This window comes from Sneathiella litorea (genome assembly GCF_009882915.1).
GTDB lineage: Bacteria > Pseudomonadota > Alphaproteobacteria > Sneathiellales > Sneathiellaceae > Sneathiella > Sneathiella litorea.
Genome location: NZ_WTUW01000002.1, coordinates 376,471 through 395,967 on the forward strand (window position 1 = coordinate 376,471; position 19,497 = coordinate 395,967).

The following is a 19,497-nucleotide window of genomic DNA, read 5'->3' on the forward strand; positions in this document are numbered from 1 at the left end:
GAAAAAGAGGTATCACTTTGAACCGCTCAATCATCATCGCAATCGTAATCGCCGTTGGGGTAACAGCCTGGATTGCGTCAGGACAGATAGACTTTGGTGGCGATAGCGAAGACAATGCCAGTGGTGCCGCCGCGGCAACCCAAGCAGAAGGGTCAGCCGCAGAGACAACGGGGGACGCCAAGAATAAGCCGAAGATCATGGGTGTCCGCTATCAGAATTTCACTGCCCAACCGCGGGAGCAGGAAATTATCGTCCACGGCAGAACAGAAGCAAATCGGGTGGTCGACCTTAAAGCTGAAATTTCTGGCCGGGTCAAAAAAGTACATGCAGATGTTGGCGATCGAGTTAAGGCGAAGGATCCCATTGTCAGCTTTGATGTTAAGGATAACCAAGCGCGTCTTCAGGAAGCGCAAGCCCTGGTCCGCCAACGGGAAATAGAATTTAACGCGGCGAAAAAGCTAAATAAGAAGGGGTTCAGTTCCGACACGACATTTGCAAGCGCGCAAGCCCAGCTTGATAGTGCAAAAGCCCAGGTCACCGCCATGAAGATCCGCCTGAATGATCTGGTAATCACGGCTCCCTTCGACGGCTATATCGAAAACCGCTATGCCGAGATTGGTGATTTTGTAAAGGACGGAAACCCGATTGCCACTATTGTGGAAAGTGATCCGTTATTGATTACCGGACAGATTTCTGAATTACAAGTTGGCAAAATTGAAGTTGGCAGTGAAGGATCTGCCAAGCTTGTGACCGGTGAAACGGTAACAGGTAAGGTGAAATTCATCGGGCGCGTCGCCAACCCTGAAACCCGCACTTTTCGGGTAGAGCTGGAAGTCCCGAATGAAGGCTATAAGCTCCGAAGCGGCGTGACAGCGGAAATAACCTTTAAGGCGAGCTCAGTAAAGGCGCATTTCCTCTCCCCCGCCTTTCTAACCCTGAACGATAAAGGGGTTCTTGGCCTTCGCGCCGTTGGTCCGGATGATGTTGTCGAATTCCACCCTGTTCGAATTCTTGCAGATACACCAGACGGCATCTGGGTAGATGGGCTTCCCGACACCGTCAGGCTCATCGTCGTCGGGCAGGACTTCGTTCGTGCAGGTGACACGGTTAAGCCCGACCTCTTTGTTGCAGAGGCAGCTCAATGAACGCGCTTATCGACGCCGCCATCAATCGTTCACGAACGGTTATATCGGCTCTCCTTTTGATCCTGGTCGCCGGGGTATACGCCTATATCGATATTGCGAAAGAATCCGACCCGGATATCAATATTCCGATCATATATGTTTCCATGACCCACGAAGGTATCTCCCCGGAAGATGGGGAACGATTGCTGATCCGACCGATGGAACTGGAACTACGCTCTATCGAAGGTGTAAAAGAGATGACGGCGAGCGCATCGGAAGGCCACGCGTCCGTCACGCTGGAATTCGATGCCGGTTTCGATGTTGATAAAGCACTCCAGGATGTGCGGGAAAAAGTCGATATCGCCAAGAATGAGCTTCCCCAGGAAACCGACGACCCATTGGTCAATGAAGTAAATTTCGCACTTTTTCCCGTACTTATCGTAACTCTTTCCGGCGATGTCCCGCTGCGGGCCCTGATCAAGCTGGCTAAGGAACTCGAAGACCGGGTTGAGGGTATCCCCGGCGTCCTTGAAGCAGATATCGGCGGCGACCGTGAAGAAGTGCTAGAAGTGATCATCGACCCCGTAAAGCTTGAAAGCTATGAGATCTCAAATGCCGAGCTTGCCAACGCCGTCGTTTCAAACAATAAACTAATTGCCGCAGGTTCAATGGATACGGGTAAGGGCCGCTTTTCCATCAAGGTACCCGGCCTCTATAAAACCGCATCAGATGTTCTGGATATTCCTGTCAAGGTCTTCAAGGAGGGCGTGGTGACGCTCCGTGATCTGACGGAAGTGAGGCGAACCTTCAAGGATGCCGATAGCTATGCCCGGCTAAATGGACGCCCAGCCGTTGCGCTCGAAATCAAGAAGCGGGTTGGCGAAAATATTATTGAGACAATCGAGGCGGTCAAGAAAGCCGTTGTCGAGGAGCAAAAATACTGGCCGGAAAATGTCGTCGTGACCTATTCACAGGATCGGTCCGAAGACATCCGTATCATGCTGCAGGATCTACAGAATAACATCATCAGCGCGATTATCCTGGTGATGATTGTGGTGATCAGTGCGCTGGGTGTCCGGACGGCGGGTCTTGTCGGACTTTCCATTCCCGGCTCTTTCCTGATCGGCATTCTGTATATGTATCTTTTCGGACTTACCATCAATATCGTTGTGCTGTTCGGGCTTATTTTGGCCGTTGGCATGCTGGTGGATGGCGCCATTGTGGTGACAGAATTCGCAGACCGGAAAATGGCGGAAGGTATTGACAGAAAAAATGCCTATGCCCTTGCGGCGAAACGTATGGCCTGGCCGATTATCGCCTCAACGGCGACGACACTTGCGGTGTTCATGCCATTGATGTTCTGGCCGGGCGTGGTTGGGGAATTTATGAAGTACCTCCCCCTCACCCTGATCACAACACTGACCGGCTCGCTCCTGATGGCACTTATCTTCGTGCCGACTTTGGGGTCGGTCTTTGGCAAGTCAGGATCGACCAATTCGAAAACTCTTGCGGCTCTCGCGGCCGCGGAAAGTGGCGATATCCGAAGCCTTGGTGGCTTTACAGGCCGTTATGTGCGGTTCCTCGCCGTGTGCCTAAGGCATCCGACAAAGATTGTCATCCTTGGGTTAGTCACCCTTGTTGGCGTGCAATTATACTATGCGACCCATGGTAACGGCGTCGAATTTTTTCCAAACGTCGAACCCGAAATGGCACTGGTCTATGTTCATGCGCGCGGTAATATGTCAACGGATGAGAAAGATCAGCTTGTCAGGCAAGTTGAAAATGAGATCCTCAAACTTGACGATTTCGAAGGCCTTTACGCCCGATCAGGTAGTACCGGAGGAGGTCAAGGGGTCTCTGAAGACGTGATTGGCGTCATCCAAATGGAATTCAAGGATTGGCAGGAGCGCCGCCCAGCTGACGAAATATTTGCTGATATACGTGAACGGACGGCCCATCTCACTGGCATAATCGTGGAAGCGCGCAAACCGGATAATGGACCGCCAACTGGAAAACATGTTCAGATTCAGCTTTCTTCGCGTCATCCGGAGCTCCTTCCTGTCGAAGTTGCGAAAATACGGAATCATCTTGAAAACAACATCACGGATCTGATTGATCTTGAAGATAGCCGCCCTATTCCCGGCATTGAGTGGCAGATCACCGTTGACCGAGCGCAAGCCGGTCGTTTCGGAGCGGACATACAATCTGTTGGCAAAACAATCCAGCTTGTCACCAACGGCATCAAGGCAGATGAATACCGCCCCAATGACGCGGATGATGAGATAGATATCCGCCTGCGGTTTCCGGATGACAAACGTAGTATTGATCAATTGGATAACTTGCGGGTGATGACCAATAACGGAATGGTCCCCATCTCCAACTTCGTCAAACGTGAACCTCACCAGAAAGTAGGAAGCATAAGCCGCTCTGATTCTGAACGGGTTATGACAGTCAAAGCAAATGTCGTAGCCGGGGTCTTAGTTGACGATAAGGTCGCGGAAATTCAGGCCTGGCTGGAGAATGAGGCAAATATCAATCCGGAAGTTTCCTATGTCTTTAAAGGCCAGGACGAGGAACAGAAGAAAGCCGGTGAATTTCTCGGCAAGGCATTTGCTGTTGCCCTCTTTATCATGGCCATTATTCTGGTGACCCAGTTCAATAGCTTTTATCATGCGTTTCTGATCCTGACAGCCGTCATTATGTCTACTATCGGTGTTTTCGTAGGACTTATTATTACCGGCCAACCCTTTGGTATTGTCATGACCGGTGTCGGCGTCATTGCGCTTGCGGGTATTGTGGTGAACAATAATATTGTGCTGATCGATACCTTTGCACATTTACGCAAACAAGGAATGGACGCGATGGAGGCGGTCCTCAGGACGGGGGCCCAACGTCTGCGCCCGGTCATGCTGACGACCGTCACGACGATTTTCGGTCTTTTGCCCATGACCTTGCAGATAAATATCGATTTCGTTTCCCGCGAAGTCGTGATGGGGGCGCCGTCTTCTCAGTGGTGGGTCCAGCTCTCGACAGCGGTCGCTTTCGGCCTGACCTTTGCAACCCTTCTCACCCTCATAATGACACCTGCCCTCTTGATGCTTGGCGCAAATGTCAGCAGCTATCTGGAAAAGCGGCGCGAGGGAAAGACGGCGAAGAAATTTCTAAAGGATAGTCACGCCGAACCCGCGGAATAGGCAGCCAGTAAATGGCCCCTTCCCGTTCGATTGTTCTATGTGTGAGATTGGAAAGGCTTGAGATTTTTCAAGCCTTTTCCTCTTCATCTCCATCGGCATCTTCTTCGTTTTCGTCAAGATCATCTATGTCGCCATTTTTAAGGGCTTCCTGCTCCTGCAGCCGACGATGGCTGAGAACTGAAAAGGGAATAGTCGCCAAATAGACAATCGCAATCAGGGACAACAGCTGCCAGGGATAGCTTGCCAATACCGCCGCCAGCCCGCCCACCAACAGCAGGACCGGCATGATAAACCGCCGGGCAATGCGAATGCGCTTGATCGAAAAAGTGGGAACTCGACTTGCCATCATAAAGGCAATGAACAACATCCAGGCGGCATTCAGGATTGCTGACTGGAAGAAATCGCTATCCGTATAAAAGCTGATGACCATAAAAAGGAGTGAAATGGAGGCACCTGCCGGTGCCGCAATGCCTGTGAAGTAGCGGCTGGCCCAAGCGGGTTGCTTTTGCTCTAGCAAGGAATTGAAGCGCGCCAGTCGGAGCGCACAGGAAACAGTAAAAACAAGGGCAATGATCCAGCCAACACCGCCAAGCCCGCTCTCTAGCGTCCAGAGAAACAGGACCAGGCCGGGGGCGACGCCAAAGCTGACAAAATCAGACAAGGAGTCAAGTTCCGCTCCGAATTTTGACGAGCTATTCAACAATCGCGCCATACGCCCATCAAGCCCATCGAGTACGCCAGCGGCAAGAATAGCAACTACCGCCATCTCCCATTTTTCATCCAGTGCGAACCGAACGGAAGTAAGCCCGGCGCAAAGCGCCAGCAATGTCAGCATGTTCGGGATTAATGAATTAAGCGGCATGAACCGCAAACGGCGGCGCTGTTGAAAGGTCATCTAGCGAACCTCCAGCGCCATTGGCGCTTCATTTTTTCCTTTCAAATCGGCGATAATCGTCTCACCGCCAATCATCGACTGACCAACCCCGACAAGCGGCTCGACTCCCTCGGGAAGGTAAATGTCTGTGCGGCTGCCAAATCGAATGAGCCCAAATCTTTCGCCCGTTCGAACCTCCTGATCGTCAGTGAGGTAACAGACAATCCGCCGTGCGACGAGACCGGCTATCTGAACAAATACAATGTCATTACCATCATTGTCGCGCAGGTGGACCGCATGGCGCTCATTCTCTTCTGACGCCTTGTCGAGGGCGGCGTTGAGAAACTTGCCCGGTCGATACACCTGACGGACGATCGTCCCACCTATAGGCACCCGATTAACATGCACATTAAAAACATTAAGAAAGATACTTATCCGAAGGCGAGCATCTGAGCCCATACCAAGTTCTTCCGGTGGAACCGCTCGCTCAATCATCTGTACTACACCGTCTGCAGGGCTAACGATGAGTCCGTCCGCGGTTGGAACATGACGGTCAGGATCACGGAAAAAATAGACGCACCAGAGCGTCAGTATAACGCCGACCCAGCCCAAAAATGGCCAGGTAAACAGAAAAAGCGCAAAGGTTATCGCCGCAAATATGGCGATAAATCTATGCCCTTCCTTATTGATCGGCACCAAAACTGATTTTAGCGTATCCATGTTTTCTTCCCTTCGGCATTGCGACCGGTTACTTCAACTAGGTCATACCGCATGTTATCTTCAAAAAGAACTAAAAGATGATCATGCGAATATCAGGTGCAATGATACAGCCTAATCCATGACTTGCTCAAGTTTCTCCTGATAGGTTGCCGCTTCCTGTTGACGCGCCCACATCGCGGCATATTTTCCGCCTGCTGCAAGAAGCTCATGGTGACGTCCGCGTTCCTGGATTTGGCCATTCTCCAGGACGATAATCTCATCTGCCTCGACAACCGTCGAAAGTCGGTGCGCAATCACAAGCGTGGTCCGGTTTTTCGACACCTCGGCCAGGCTCGCCTGAATTTCCTTCTCCGTATGGGAATCAAGTGCGGAAGTCGCCTCATCAAATAACAGAATGCGCGGCTGTTTCAGTATAGCCCGCGCAATAGCCACCCGCTGTTTTTCACCGCCGGAGAGTTTCAGGCCGCGCTCCCCAACCGATGTTTCATAGCCGTCGGGCAGTTTTTCGATAAATTTATCAATACTGGCAAGGCGTGCCGCTTCTTCGATTTCCGCATCACTCGCGCCCGGTCGACCATAGGCAATATTATAGCGAATCGTGTCATTAAACAGAACCGTGTCCTGTGGAACGATACCAATCGCCGCGCGAAGCGAGTCTTGCTTAATGTCATTAATCTTCTGCCCGTCGATCGTCACATCGCCCTCATCAACATCGTAAAACCGAAACAGGATGCGTGAGATCGTCGATTTACCTGCGCCAGAGGGGCCAACAATCGCCGTTGTCTTGCCCGATGATACCTTGAAGGAAACATCATGCAATATCTGACGGTTGGCCTCATAGCCGAAGTTAACATGATGAAATTCAACTTCCCCACCCCCGTCGGCAAGCGGTTTGGCGCCCGGTGCATCATCTATTTCGCGCGAAACCCTGAGAAGCTCGAACATTTTCTCCATATCGACAAGGCTTTGCTTGATTTCACGATAAACAAATCCAAGAAAATTGAGGGGTTGAACCAGAAGCATCATAAAGCCGTGGATGGCGACGAAATCACCCACAGTATATTCACCGGCGACAACGCCGCGGGCCGAAAGGTAGAGAACCGCAATGAGCCCAATGCTGATAATCACTCCCTGCCCGATATTCAGATAGGCAAGCGTTGTATTGCTCTTGACGGCCGCTTCCTCATAGGACGCCAATGCCCTGTCAAACCGGCGGGCTTCATGTCCCTCGTTACCAAAGTACTTAACAGTTTCAAAATTAAGCAGGCTATCGATGGCCTTGGTATTTGCCTCGCTGTCCTTCTCGTTCATTGTCCGACGGAATTTGAGCCGCCATTCCGTCACCGTCAGGGTAAAAAAGATATAACTGGCCAAGGTAACCAAGGTAATCAAAGACATCAGCCAGCCATACTGAACCAGCAAAATTCCACAAATAAACAGGATTTTGAGCAGTGTTGGTACGATATTGAACAACATGAAACGGAGCAGGAAATCAATTCCCTTGGTCCCCCTCTCGATAACCCGGCTTAATCCGCCAGTCTGTCGGTCCAGATGAAAACGTAAGGAGAGACGATGCAAATGGCGGAAAGTATTGAGGGCAACCTGACGGATCGCGTTTTGACCGACTTTTGCAAATACCGCATCCCGGAGTTCGGCAAACGCCTGGGTTAAAACCCGCACAACGCCAAAGGCAACAATTAGCCCAAGGGGTAAAACAATCACCGGATTAACATCGCCGGCTAAGTCATCAACGATATATTTGAGGATATAAGGCGTATAGACGGAGGCGACCTCCGCCGTCACGAGCAGGATAACCGCGATCACAACACGGATTTTCAGATCTTGTCGACCTTCAGCCCAAAGATATTGCCCCAAAGTGCGCAACGTCGCAAAATGACTGCGAGTCTCGGTTTGACTGTGACTGTCAAATTGTTGATTGCTCATAATCTTTCCACCTTAAAACAGGATGTCCTTAACATAGCGCAAAGCTCGCCATGTAAAGACGGGAAATTTACGGCTGCGGCTTTGAAGGTGATGCTTGCTACATTTGGGCGAGAAACAAACCCATCAATCATTCTTTGGCAGAGAGAAAATCTGTCCCGGGTATATTAGGTCTGGATCCCGGATCTGGTCCTGATTAGCCTGATAGATCACGGTATACTCCATTCCTTCTCCGTAAACACGCCGGGCTATGCGCCATAGGCTATTTCCGGGCTGGACAATGGCACTGAGGTTGCCGCTTGCCTGAGCCAGCACAACATCGCTTGCCAGCGTTTTCTGAAAGGGTAATTCCACCCGTGAGATGACTTTCCCGTTCTCATCATGCTGATCGATCCGAAGCGTGTGATTACCCGCCGGAATAGACTGATCCGGAACAAGTGACCAGTTCCCGTCCGGGTCGACTTCCGCCGAGCCAACCGGCTTATTGTCGACATACACAGTAATCTCGCGGCCTGGCTTGCCCCGGCCAGAAAGTTCCAGAGTTCCCTCGTCATCATAATTAACGGTACCAAGGGAAAGTTCTTTTGCCGCTGACACATCACCCTTCGCTTCGGGCACCTGCAAAAGCTTGGGTGCCACATTTTTCAATGCGCCGCTGGCATCGTCCTTCGGGACCAGCATGGCAATGGCGGGGGCTCTCTCTTCCATGGGTATCTCGCAGTCCGGTACATTCATGACAACGAGACTGCCTGATTCAAGTTCCTGTCCATTGGGGTTACGGGCACTCAGATTGACAGTTTGCGACCCGGAGGGAAGCGGCGCGCTTGAGGAAAAAACCCATTCCCCTCCAGCTGTTGCTGTTGCTTCTCCGGCTTTGGTATCCCCTACAAAAATCGCTACAACGGCCTTGGGCTCCGCCCGTCCTGCGGCCACTAGTTCGCAATTCTGATCAATCCTAATGATATCAAAGCTCGGGCGGGCCAGTGCGATACGCTGCCCCTTGGCATCTGTTGTATCATCGAGATTCTTCTGAATAACTTTCGGCGGAGAGACTAACGCCTGTTTCGTTTCTTCGTCAGTATCGCCGCCTTCCGACTTGGGCGCAGCCATATTCACACTTGATGAGTCGGCGGGTTCAACCGGTCCTTGCTTTTCGGAACCGAAAAACATGTCACTACGGTGATAGAGAAACAGACCAGCCACTAAAAGCAGCAATATCGCCAGGATACTAAATACGCGCACCAGAGCCTCACTCGATTAACCATATATGTTGCTATTATGAACCCCTGCGGCAATTCACGCAATCTTTAGTAAAGTTCGGAGTATATAGGGTCGTGGCCTACTGGATTTTGTTGTTAATTGGCGGAATACTTTTCAAGTACGCGGCAATTGCAGCAAGGTCCTCATCCGTCAATTTTGACGTGCTATGGCTGATCACTTCTTCCATGCTACCCTGGACATTATCAAAATCCGGCATCATGCCGTCTTTCATAAAGCTGACGATATCCCCCTCAGACCAATCGCCAATCCCCGTTTCGGTATCGGGCGTGATGTTGGGAACCTTCTCTCCCTCTCCACCATTGGCCGTTCCGGCAAGATATAAGCTGTTGTCCGTACCCCCCAGGAAATTGCGCGGTGTATGACATTCCCCACAATGGGTCAGCGCCTCCACCAGATACCCGCCACGGGCGACAGCGTCGCTGGCGTTTGAGGGCGGCACATACGGGCCATCCGTGAAAAAGAATAGTCTCCATCCCCATTGCAGCCAACGCCAGGAAAAAGGCGCTGAAATATCATGCTTACGATTTTCCTGCGTAACGGGCGTCAATGCCATCAGATGGGATTTGATCGCAAGCGCATCCTCATCCGTCATCTTGGTATAGCTAGTGTAGGGAAAGGCGGGAAAAAAATACTGATCGAGAGGAGAGACGCCATGCTTTATCGCCGTCAGGAAATCCTTATCCGACCAAGACCCGATACCGGTATCCCGATCAGGTGTAATATTGGGCGTGTAGAAGGTTCCAAAAGGCGTTTCAAGCGGACGACCGCCCGCAAACGGCGCGCCTTTTTCCTTGATATTCGTATGGCACCCATAACAACCGCCTGCCGCAGTGAGATATGCGCCTTTATCAGACGCCTCCTGTGCCTCCGCTCCAGTAATGGCGAGGGTTGCAGAGAGAATGGCGCCGCAGAATAGAAGGGAAGCGGCTTTTATAGACAAGAACCGCTCCCAATCTTTTACCTTTGCAACGCCACACATCATAGAGATTGCTATTCCTTAGGCTTACGGAATTGTTTGTGACAGGCGCCACAAGTACCACCGGTTTCCTTCAGTGCCGCACCGATCATTGCCTGATCCCCGCTTTTCACAGCAGCAACCAACTGTATTGCGGCTGTCTGTAGGCTTTCAATGTCTTTCTGGAATTCATCTTGCTGCGTCCAGATTTCCGGTTTCGCACGGGATGCTTCAACACCGGACCCTTCCGGGAACAGCTTCGGCATATTTGCAGCGATTTCCGCAACTTGCGCCGCATTATCATTCAGGGAAGCGCTATAGGATTCTTCACCTTTGGCGACCTTTGCAATGGCGCCCATATTCATCCCGAGCTTTTTCATTTCAGCAATCCTGAAATCCGCTTCCGCATTTCCAGTAGATTCTGAATGGGCACTGGCTATGCCACCGAACAAGACGCCGCCAATTAATATTGCCATAACGGGCTTTGTGAACAACTTTTTCATTTTTCAGCTCCCAAGCAGGTTAAACGTAATAATTAAACCGATTTTCTTTACATATTTAATCCTAACCAAACTCTAATTTCATTGCGGTACAATGACAACCATTTCTGCTCCGCCGGTCCCATGAACCTTGTCATGAGCCCGAACAAGAACCTTTCTTACCTGCATCGGCAAGGATAAGGTCATGGATCTTGTGAAGGGCTGCTCGTCTACATGCGGATGCAAAAGCACCCGGCTCCCAAGGTTATTACCCTCCATATCCAGAATATCCCAGCGATCCGCATAATGGTCCCACCCCTCATCGTCATGGCGGACAGTCACGGTGAAGCGATAAACATCCGCATCGACTTTTACGACCCTGACGTCAATAACGTCCGCCTCTCCTGCTACAAGAGGGCTTGACGCCATAAGCAGGAAACCGCACATAACAAGGGCAAAGATATTTCTCATATCCCACCTTTTATCGGTATAGTTTGTCCCATGACTAAAATCTCATCCCTTTGTGTTTACTGCGGCTCCCGGATACCGAAGGATCCTTCGCATAGTGACGCGGCCAAATCCCTCGGCAAGGCACTTGCCGAAAACGATATTCGGCTTGTGTATGGTGGCGGGCATGTCGGCCTTATGGGAATCATTGCTGATGCCACCCTTGACTTCGGAGGTCAGGTTACCGGGATTATTCCCGGTCATCTACATGATATTGAGGTGAGTCACGAGAAATTGACAGAACTGCATATCGTTGACAGCATGCATACTCGGAAAGAAAAGATGTTTCAAACATCAGATGCCTTCGCGGTCCTTCCAGGTGGCCTCGGGACACTGGATGAAACTTTTGAAATGATCACCTGGCGACAGCTCCGTCTGCATGACAAGCCAATCATTCTCGTCAACTACAAGAATTATTGGCGACCACTCCTCGATCTGCTAGATCATATGATAAAAGCAGGATTCGTAGAAAAAGAGGCACTTGGCTATTTTACTGTGGTTGAACAGCTGGAAGATATCATTCCAGCCTTGATTAAAGCTCCAGATGCAGAAATAAAAGCCGATACGTCAAAATTTTAGAGGGAATTTACTGTTTTTTTGTCGGATCACCTTGCGCGGATCGCCGGCAATGATATTTTGCTGCCGCAGAACAAATAACCCATAGGCTAAGAAGGACGTCGATATGCCAAAAATTCAAGTCAAAAATCCAGTCGTAGAACTGGATGGCGACGAAATGACCCGGATTATCTGGGACTTCATCAAGAATAAACTCATCCTTCCTTATTTGGATATCGATCTGAAGTATTATGATCTCGGGATCGAAGCCCGCGATAAAACCGATGACCAGATCACCGTCGATGCGGCAAACGCCATTATCAAATATGGTGTTGGCGTAAAATGCGCCACCATTACCCCGGATGAAGAACGGGTTGAGGAATTTGGCCTGAAACGGATGTACCGGTCCCCCAATGGAACAATCCGCAACATTTTGGGCGGTACAGTTTTTCGGGAACCCATCATCTGCGCCAATGTCCCGCGCCTCGTGCCGGGCTGGACCGATCCGATCGTCATTGGCCGTCATGCCTTTGGTGACCAGTACCGCGCAACAGACATGGTTGTGAAGGGGCCGGGCAAGCTCACCATGAAGTTCGAGCCTGCCGATGGCGGCGAAGCACAGGAATTTGAAGTATTTGAATTCCCCGGTGGCGGCGTCGCAATGAGCATGTATAACCTTGACGACTCCATTCGTGGTTTCGCACGTGCCTGCATGAACTATGGCCTGAACCGTGGCTGGCCGGTTTACCTTTCCACCAAAAACACAATCCTGAAAGCCTATGACGGACGTTTCAAGGATCTCTTTGAAGAAGTGTTCAATTCTGAATTCAAGGAGAAGTTTGACAAAGCCGGCCTGACCTATGAACATCGCCTGATCGATGACATGGTTGCCTGTGCGATGAAATGGTCCGGAAAATATGTCTGGGCCTGTAAGAACTATGACGGCGACGTGCAGTCCGATACAGTCGCGCAGGGCTTTGGCTCCCTTGGTCTCATGACCTCCGTACTGATGACACCAGATGGCGATACAGTTGAGGCAGAAGCCGCCCACGGAACTGTGACGCGCCACTACCGCATGCATCAACGCGGCGAGGAAACCTCAACCAACCCAATTGCTTCCATTTTTGCCTGGACTCGCGGTCTCCTTCACCGCGCCAAGCTCGATGGCAATGAAGAGTTGAAGAAATTTGCCGAATCCCTTGAAAAGGTTTGCGTTGCCACTGTTGAAGGCGGTGAAATGACAAAGGACCTCGCTCTTCTGGTTGGCCCGGATCAACCCTGGCTTACCACGAACCAGTTCCTGGATGCGCTGGATAGAAACCTGCAAAAAGAAATGGCCTGATCAACGGCCATTATCATAGAAACCAAAGAAAAAGCCGACCCAACCGGGTCGGCTTTTTTTATTGTTTATCTCTCGGCGTCAATCATCTGCCACCGTCGCGTCCTGCCCGCCACCGCTTTCCGGGTTACCTTGCAGGATCTCGGAAATAACACCGGCATTGGCCAGGATCTTCTGTTCTATCTCCTTCGCCATTTCCGGATTTTCCTTCAGGAATAGTTTCGCCTGCTCCCGTCCCTGACCGATACGCTGACTGTCATAGGAATACCAGGAGCCAGACTTATCAACAATCTCCGCCTTGACGCCCAGATCAAGAATCTCACCAGTCTTCGAAATTCCTTCCCCATACATAATATCAAACTCGATCACTTTGAAAGGCGGCGCCACCTTATTCTTGACGACCTTGACGCGTGTCTGGTTTCCAACAACCTCGTCCTTCGACTTGATCTGGCCGATCCGGCGTATATCAAGCCGCACCGACGCATAGAATTTCAGCGCATTACCGCCCGTCGTGGTTTCCGGGCTCCCGAACATTACGCCGATTTTCATCCGGATCTGGTTGATGAAAATCACCATGCAATTGGACCGCGAAATGGAACCGGTCAACTTACGGAGTGCCTGACTCATCAGTCGAGCCTGAAGCCCGACATGTGTATCTCCCATCTCCCCTTCAAGTTCCGCTTGGGGAACAAGCGCGGCAACGCTATCAACCACCAGCACATCAACCGCCCCGGATCGCACCAACGTATCGGTAATTTCGAGCGACTGTTCGCCTGTATCTGGTTGGGAAATCAATAATTCATCGACATCAACGCCAAGTTTCCGGGCGTACACAGGATCCAGCGCATGTTCCACATCGATAAAAGCGCATGTGCCCCCCTGACGCTGTGCTTCCGCGACCACATGGAGGGCCAACGTCGTCTTACCGGAGCTTTCCGGACCATAAATCTCGACCACCCGCCCTTTTGGCAGACCACCGATACCAAGCCCAATATCAAGGCCGAGCGATCCCGTCGGGATCGCCGCCACATCCAGAGTCTCCTGCTGGCCAAGCCGCATGACTGACCCTTTACCAAAGGCCCGATCGATCTGGCTCAGGGCCGCTTCCAACGCTTTTTTCTTATCCATACCACCTGCTTCAACGAGCTTTAAAGCTGAATTTACCATCGATCTCCCCTTATTCCATAGGTCTGCCGCGGATGCAACTGGCATCAGTTGTACATGTTTTGTTCTTTTTTGCAAGAATATTTTATACCATTGTAATTGTTATACTTTTAATATCATGTTTTGTATTTGTTCTTCATTTACAACCTCCGAACAAAAAGAGATGATTCAACATTATATTCCGATGGAACGGAATCAGTGATGCTGTAGTGAAACAAGCAAAACCTGTTGATCTTAACTAAGGGTAGTTTGGAGCCCCACTTCTCCCATAACAGGTTTTACACAGGGGATAATCCTCGCCAAAAGGAGACCGGCGTGCTGAATAAGAGAAATCAATTGCCGCGCTGAGAGGCTACTCAATCGTTATCGCGGCTCAGGACTTCCTTTACCTTCGTGGCAATTTCTTTCAGGGAAAAAGGCTTGGGGAGGAAATCGATCTTGCTAACGTCAAAATCGAGATCCTTGCGGAACGCGTCTTCGGCGTAACCGGAAATGAAGATTACCTTCAAGTCCGGCGTCTCACTAAGGATTTTCTTCACCAAGGTTGGACCGTCCATCACCGGCATTACAACATCCGTGATCAATAGGTCGATCTTTCCGTCATGCTCATGGGCGACGTCAAGAGCGGTTTCACCGCAATCCGCCTGTAACACTGTGTATCCCTTGTTCTCCAGCGCCCGCGCTGCAAAAAGCCTGACCGGATCCTCATCTTCAACAAGAAGGATTGTTCCCTTGCCGGAAAGATCCCGGTGGGCTGGTTGATGGGTTAGCTCCATAGCATCGGGATTTTTCGCATCCTCCACAAATCTCGGCAGGAAAATGCTGAATGTTGTACCTGATCCCTCATTATTCTCGGCGAAGATAAAGCCACCGGTCTGCTTGATAATCCCGTAAACAGTGCTCAAGCCCAGTCCTGTCCCCTCCCCGACTTTCTTGGTCGTAAAGAATGGTTCAAAAATTTTCCCTATAACATTCTCGGGAATGCCCGTACCCGTATCCAATACCTTGACCAGGATATAGTCACCGGGCGGAATCAATTTATTGTATTCCTTCTGTCCCGCTTCAATGGTCAAATTAATGGTCTCAAAGGTCAAAAGACCGTCGCCTGCCATGGCATCCCGCGCATTTACCGCAAGATTGATAATTACCTGCTCAAACTGCCCGCGATCCACCTTGACCAGCCAGAGATCACGGGCGTGGTTAATCTTAAGCTGGATTGCCTCACCGATAAGGCGCCGTAATAGGTTGGAAAGCTCTGCCAGAACGTCGGTCAGGTCTGTTACTTCCGGCCGTAAGGTCTGCTGGCGGGAAAAGGCCAGGAGTTGGCGGACCAAGCCGGCGGCGCGGTTTGCATTCTGCTTAATCTGAGTGATATCGGAATAGGAAGGATCTCCCACCTGATGACGGAGCAGCAAAAGATCGCAAAAACCGATCATGGCTGTCAAAAGATTGTTGAAGTCATGCGCAACGCCCCCCGCGAGTTGGCCGACAGCCTGCATTTTCTGGCTTTGTGCAAACTGGACTTCCAGATTTCGCTGCACTGAGGTATCGATCACATGCACGAGCAAACGCCCAGAGCTCTCATCCTCTCCAACAATGGCGCTTATGTAAAAGCTGGCGGCCCGCTCTGTTGTGCCAAGGAGTTTTACTTCTGCCGACGGCGCCGCCATATTGCTCGATCCGGCCTCCACCAGCTTTTTCTGCAATAACGCGCGATCCTCCTCCTCCACCAACTCAGTGACATGGCTGCCAACCGACTTGTTTATCACTGTATCCGTCAGCGCCCGAAAGGCCGGATTTACCTCCATCACAACGCCCTTCGCGTCGAGAAGCAGGATGCCAATGGGTGCCGCTTCGAAAAACCGGCGAAAATGCAGTTCAGCCTTGGCGACCCGATCTCGCCATTCCTGCTCTTGCAACAATTCGCGTACTACGGAACGTGAACCGAGCACTTCACCGGCCTCACCGCGTATGATGGTTTGCGTCACATGCACCGGAAGTAACGTACCATCCCGCCGCCGCAACGTAATCCTGCCTTCATAAAGGGGACCATCAGAGGAAAATATCTCCATCAGATCGAGTTGATCCTCATTGGATTTGACGACCAGGTCTGAGAATGCAAACTGTACTTCGTTGAGTTCTTCCTGCTGATATCCAAGCCAGTCTGCAAGAATCCGGTTGACGAACTGAATATTTCCGTCCCCGCCCAAGGAATAAAACCCTACCGGTGCATTATTGAAATACTCGGAGAGTTTCTCACTCGCGTCCCGCGCTTCTTCCTCAAGGCGATGCTGACGCGTCGTCTCCGTCACATACCAGATAATATTATCCGGCATAACATCGACAACATGGGCCAGGATAGAGAGCCACCGGCCGCTTCTCGTCTCAAGATCAATCCGGCCTCCGGTGGTCCCGTCATAGATTGCGGCTTTTAGCAGCTTGTCAATTTCCGCCCGCGCATCCTTGTCACCTGCGAAATAATCGCTGAGCGTTTGACCGCCATCTTTTGCCGGTAAATCAAGAAGGTGACGATAGGTATCATTGGCATAAATAAATCGACCATCTTTCGTCGTCAGCAGCCGCCCTTCCGGACTACTGGAAATCACATTGGACAAAAGATCCAGGTTACCACTCGCCGCCTGTCGTAAGCCGTGAAAGATAAGATACCAGAGTCCAAGCCCCATGGCGGCGACAACCATGGCGCTCAGGATAATAATGTTCACGAGACCAAGCTCTCGTCCCAACAGGGCGGATATGACAATCAGGGCCGCAACAAGGAAAAAGGCGGCGGCGAGTTGTCGAGCGTCAACGCCCATGAAAAACTTTGGATTTCGCCGTTTAATCTTCTGTTGGGCCATCTGGTTCCGCTTAATTCTTCAGTTTCTGTTTATTGAGCCGCATGACATAGCCGATGATTTCCGCAACCGCCTTGAAATGTTCGTATGGTATTTCCTCATCAAGGTCGCAGGCCTTATGCAGCGCGCGTGCGAGCGGCGGGTTTTCGACAATGGGGATATCATTCTCATTGGCGAGTTCCCGGATTTTGGCCGCGATATTGTCCATCCCCTTGGCGACGACCACGGGGGCGCGCTCTTCCTCGGGCTTATATTGCAAGGCAACGGCGAAATGTGTCGGGTTGGTAATCACAACGTCAGCCTCCGGCACCGACTGCATCATCCGCTGACGGGAGCGTTCCGCGCGCAAAGCCCGAAGGCGCGCCCGGATCATTGGATCGCCTTCTGTCTGCTTGTATTCGTCCTTGATCTCCTGCTTCGTCATACGCAGTTCTTTGTGGTGGTTATAGCGTTGATACATAAAGTCGAGCCCGGCGATAATACTCATAACCGCCACAACACCAGCCAGCAATAAAAGGGACTGTTCCTGTATCAACTCGAGAACCTGCGGCACGTCATAGGAAACAACAATCGGAAGCTGGTCCATAGAGGGCAGGACGAACAGGATCGCAATTGTTCCCACAAGCGTAAGCTTGAACAGCCCTTTTGCAAATTCGATCAAAGATTTTAGCGAAAAAAGCCGTTTGGCACCTTTCAGAAGGGATAATTTTTCAAGTTTCGGCTTTATCCTCTCCGCCGAAAAAACCGGTCGGTGCTGTACCAGATTTCCGAGCAGCCCAGCAATCATCAGGGTCCCGAGCGCCGGAGCCATAACCCAGACAACGGCCCATCCAAGATCACCAAAAACAAGGCCGAGATGAAAACGGTCTGTCGCGATCGTATGGGGCTGTTCGATAAACTTCAGGAGATCATAAGTCAGGCCGTTGCCGAGTCCGGCGATAAAAATCATAATGACCAACGTAATCCCGATGGTCATGAACCAGTGTCCGACCTCCTGCGATTTCGGTACCTGCCCTTTCTTGAAGGCATCTTCGAGTTTTTTCGCGGTAGGTTCTTCGGTTTTTTGGGCATCATCTGTATCGTCAGCCACCTGCCCCTACTCCCCAAGAAAGCGTATCAACGCTTCCTCGTAATAACTGATAAACCACATCATGCTGGCGCCAATTGTAATCGCCAGAATGGCAAAAGAAAGAATAATTTGCAGCGGCATCGCGACAAAGAAGATCTGTACCTGCGGCATCAGGCGGTTGATGAGGCCGATACCCATATAGAATGTGATCCCGAAAACCAAAAACGGCGCGGACATTTGAAATCCCAGCAGGAAGGATTGCTGTACGAAATCTGTGATCAAAATGCTGATACTGCCAAAATCAGGCACCTGGGCAACCGGGAAAAGACGATAGGTGGCGAAAGTTCCCTCGATAAACAAATGGTGCATATCGGTCACGAAGATCATCGTCAGCCCCATCAACGTCATGAAGGTACTTGTAATTGCGCCCTGGGTCATCTGCGCCGGATCAAAGAACTGTGCAGCCGCAAGGCCTGATTGCTGGGCAATGATCGTTCCTGCAATATGAAGGCTACTTAGCAACAATCGCAGCACTCCACCCATCACGAGGCCGATCACCATCTCTCCGAGGATGAGAAGCAACAGCTCAATTGGGGTTGCAGGCTCTGGCGGAATTTGACTGGCCGCGAACGGCATGACAATAAAACTTACGCCGAGCGCAATCGACAGCCGCACACGAGGCGGAATAAACGCCTCTCCAAACCCCGGAACAACCATAAAGGCCGCACCCAGACGGATAAATACCAGAAGAAAGGCAAAAATATTAACGCTGAGAAATTCGTCCAGCATTTATCGACTACCGACGGTCATACGCCTGAGATACGTTGGGCAATCTGTTCCATAAGTCCGATCATGCTGGTGATCATAAACGGCATGAATATAATCAGGGACAGAAAAATCGCCAGGATCTTCGGGACAAACACCAACGTCATTTCCTGCACCTGGGTCAACGCTTGTATGAGGGCGATCACGAGGCCAACCCCCAAGGCAACCAGCATGACTGGCGCGGCGACAGCGAGCAGGACCCAGATCGCCTCGCGGACTACGTCAACGACATCGGCTGGGGTCATATTGCATCAATCCTTTTGCTGTAAGTTTACATTACAGCCTAGATTGGCATTTTTATGATGTCTTGATAAGCCTGAATTACACGATCACGCACAGCAACGACAGTTTCCAGGGTTGCCTCGGCATTACTGACAGCTGTTACGATGTCCGCCAGGCCCGTATTACCGGTAATTGCCTCAAGGCTGACTTGCTCCGCATTAACGCCGGTTTCAATGGCATCTGTTCCGGCATCGGACAGCATTTCAGCAAAACTCGGTCCTTCAATCGCTTCGTTGGATACGGCTTCGGGTTTCGCGCCCGTGGCACTGCTAATTGCTTTCGAATAGGCCTGTGTTGCCGCTAAGGCAGTTGTATCAACCATTTAGTAATCTC

The 19,497-nt window shown here is 51.0% G+C and carries 16 protein-coding genes and 1 pseudogene; 4 read left to right on the forward strand and 13 right to left on the reverse strand.

The window, feature by feature from the left end; all coding sequences use genetic code 11:
• Positions 1–17 precede the first annotated feature (17 nt).
• Positions 18–1,145, forward strand: coding sequence for an efflux RND transporter periplasmic adaptor subunit (locus GQE98_RS08090; protein ID WP_161315157.1), 1,128 nt, complete (start codon positions 18–20; stop codon positions 1,143–1,145).
• Positions 1,142–4,318, forward strand: coding sequence for an efflux RND transporter permease subunit (locus GQE98_RS08095; RefSeq protein ID WP_161315158.1), 3,177 nt, complete (start codon positions 1,142–1,144; stop codon positions 4,316–4,318). The genes GQE98_RS08090 and GQE98_RS08095 overlap by 4 nt, the downstream gene beginning before the upstream one ends.
• A gap of 67 nt (positions 4,319–4,385) precedes the next feature.
• On the opposite strand, the gene GQE98_RS08100 is transcribed toward GQE98_RS08095, so the two are convergent.
• The 7 genes and pseudogenes from GQE98_RS08100 to GQE98_RS08130 all read right to left on the reverse strand — a co-directional run bounded on the left by GQE98_RS08100 (position 4,386) and on the right by GQE98_RS08130 (position 11,039).
• Positions 4,386–5,213 (reverse strand): CDP-alcohol phosphatidyltransferase family protein, encoded by an 828-nt coding sequence (locus tag GQE98_RS08100; RefSeq protein WP_161315159.1) that lies wholly within the window; start codon positions 5,211–5,213, stop codon positions 4,386–4,388.
• Positions 5,214–5,918, reverse strand: a pseudogene (locus tag GQE98_RS08105) (phosphatidylserine decarboxylase); the annotation flags it as partial. It abuts the gene before it with no gap.
• Positions 5,919–6,023: 105 nt separating this feature from the next.
• The gene (locus GQE98_RS08110) at positions 6,024–7,856 is read right to left on the reverse strand and encodes an ABCB family ABC transporter ATP-binding protein/permease (protein WP_161315161.1); all 1,833 of its coding nucleotides are present in this window, start codon (positions 7,854–7,856) and stop codon (positions 6,024–6,026) included.
• 123 nt (positions 7,857–7,979) lie between these two features.
• Positions 7,980–9,095: a LysM peptidoglycan-binding domain-containing protein gene (locus tag GQE98_RS18420; RefSeq protein ID WP_161315162.1), complete on the reverse strand. Its 1,116-nt coding sequence runs from the start codon at positions 9,093–9,095 to the stop codon at positions 7,980–7,982.
• A gap of 97 nt (positions 9,096–9,192) precedes the next feature.
• Positions 9,193–10,074 (reverse strand): c-type cytochrome, encoded by an 882-nt coding sequence (locus GQE98_RS08120; protein ID WP_202526161.1) that lies wholly within the window; start codon positions 10,072–10,074, stop codon positions 9,193–9,195.
• Between the two features lie 50 nt (positions 10,075–10,124).
• Entirely contained in the window at positions 10,125–10,592 is a 468-nt protein-coding gene (locus tag GQE98_RS08125; protein ID WP_161315163.1) for a c-type cytochrome, read from the reverse strand.
• A 78-nt stretch (positions 10,593–10,670) separates the two neighbouring features.
• Entirely contained in the window at positions 10,671–11,039 is a 369-nt protein-coding gene (locus GQE98_RS08130; protein WP_161315164.1) for a hypothetical protein, read from the reverse strand.
• 30 nt (positions 11,040–11,069) lie between these two features.
• On the opposite strand from GQE98_RS08130, the gene GQE98_RS08135 reads away from it, so the two are divergent.
• Positions 11,070–11,654 (forward strand): LOG family protein, encoded by a 585-nt coding sequence (locus GQE98_RS08135; protein ID WP_161315165.1) that lies wholly within the window; start codon positions 11,070–11,072, stop codon positions 11,652–11,654.
• Between the two features lie 103 nt (positions 11,655–11,757).
• Complete coding sequence (locus GQE98_RS08140) at positions 11,758–12,972, forward strand: NADP-dependent isocitrate dehydrogenase (RefSeq protein WP_161315166.1); 1,215 nt, start codon at positions 11,758–11,760, stop codon at positions 12,970–12,972.
• A gap of 78 nt (positions 12,973–13,050) precedes the next feature.
• Here the strand turns inward: GQE98_RS08140 and recA are convergent, their stop codons facing one another.
• The 6 genes from recA to fliE all read right to left on the reverse strand — a co-directional run bounded on the left by recA (position 13,051) and on the right by fliE (position 19,486).
• Positions 13,051–14,136: a recombinase RecA gene (recA, locus tag GQE98_RS08145; protein WP_161315167.1), complete on the reverse strand. Its 1,086-nt coding sequence runs from the start codon at positions 14,134–14,136 to the stop codon at positions 13,051–13,053.
• 353 nt (positions 14,137–14,489) lie between these two features.
• Positions 14,490–16,991, reverse strand: a complete 2,502-nt coding sequence (locus GQE98_RS08150) for a PAS domain S-box protein (protein ID WP_161315168.1) — start codon at positions 16,989–16,991, stop codon at positions 14,490–14,492.
• A gap of 10 nt (positions 16,992–17,001) precedes the next feature.
• Positions 17,002–18,078: a flagellar biosynthesis protein FlhB gene (gene flhB / locus GQE98_RS08155; protein WP_161315169.1), complete on the reverse strand. Its 1,077-nt coding sequence runs from the start codon at positions 18,076–18,078 to the stop codon at positions 17,002–17,004.
• A gap of 6 nt (positions 18,079–18,084) precedes the next feature.
• The gene (gene fliR / locus GQE98_RS08160; protein ID WP_161315170.1) at positions 18,085–18,846 is read right to left on the reverse strand and encodes a flagellar biosynthetic protein FliR; all 762 of its coding nucleotides are present in this window, start codon (positions 18,844–18,846) and stop codon (positions 18,085–18,087) included.
• Positions 18,847–18,863: 17 nt separating this feature from the next.
• Positions 18,864–19,127 (reverse strand): flagellar biosynthesis protein FliQ, encoded by a 264-nt coding sequence (fliQ, locus tag GQE98_RS08165; RefSeq protein WP_161315171.1) that lies wholly within the window; start codon positions 19,125–19,127, stop codon positions 18,864–18,866.
• Between the two features lie 38 nt (positions 19,128–19,165).
• On the reverse strand, positions 19,166–19,486 hold the full coding sequence (gene fliE, locus GQE98_RS08170; RefSeq protein WP_161315172.1) for a flagellar hook-basal body complex protein FliE: 321 nt from the start codon (positions 19,484–19,486) through the stop codon (positions 19,166–19,168).
• Between the last annotated feature and the right edge of the window lie 11 nt (positions 19,487–19,497).

Excerpts from the sequence above, each read along its gene's own strand:
- fliR (WP_161315170.1), bottom strand. The coding sequence starts at position 18,846 with ATGCTGGACGAATTTCTCAGCGTTAATATTTTTGCCTTTCTTCTGGTA.
- GQE98_RS08140 (WP_161315166.1), top strand. The coding sequence starts at position 11,758 with ATGCCAAAAATTCAAGTCAAAAATCCAGTCGTAGAACTGGATGGCGAC.
- GQE98_RS08110 (WP_161315161.1), bottom strand. The coding sequence starts at position 7,856 with ATGAGCAATCAACAATTTGACAGTCACAGTCAAACCGAGACTCGCAGT.
- GQE98_RS08150 (WP_161315168.1), bottom strand. The coding sequence starts at position 16,991 with ATGGCCCAACAGAAGATTAAACGGCGAAATCCAAAGTTTTTCATGGGC.
- GQE98_RS08100 (WP_161315159.1), bottom strand. The coding sequence starts at position 5,213 with ATGACCTTTCAACAGCGCCGCCGTTTGCGGTTCATGCCGCTTAATTCA.
- recA (WP_161315167.1), bottom strand. The coding sequence starts at position 14,136 with ATGGTAAATTCAGCTTTAAAGCTCGTTGAAGCAGGTGGTATGGATAAG.
- GQE98_RS08130 (WP_161315164.1), bottom strand. The coding sequence starts at position 11,039 with ATGAGAAATATCTTTGCCCTTGTTATGTGCGGTTTCCTGCTTATGGCG.
- GQE98_RS08125 (WP_161315163.1), bottom strand. The coding sequence starts at position 10,592 with ATGAAAAAGTTGTTCACAAAGCCCGTTATGGCAATATTAATTGGCGGC.
- fliQ (WP_161315171.1), bottom strand. The coding sequence starts at position 19,127 with ATGACCCCAGCCGATGTCGTTGACGTAGTCCGCGAGGCGATCTGGGTC.
- fliE (WP_161315172.1), bottom strand. The coding sequence starts at position 19,486 with ATGGTTGATACAACTGCCTTAGCGGCAACACAGGCCTATTCGAAAGCA.
- GQE98_RS08135 (WP_161315165.1), top strand. The coding sequence starts at position 11,070 with ATGACTAAAATCTCATCCCTTTGTGTTTACTGCGGCTCCCGGATACCG.
- GQE98_RS08095 (WP_161315158.1), top strand. The coding sequence starts at position 1,142 with ATGAACGCGCTTATCGACGCCGCCATCAATCGTTCACGAACGGTTATA.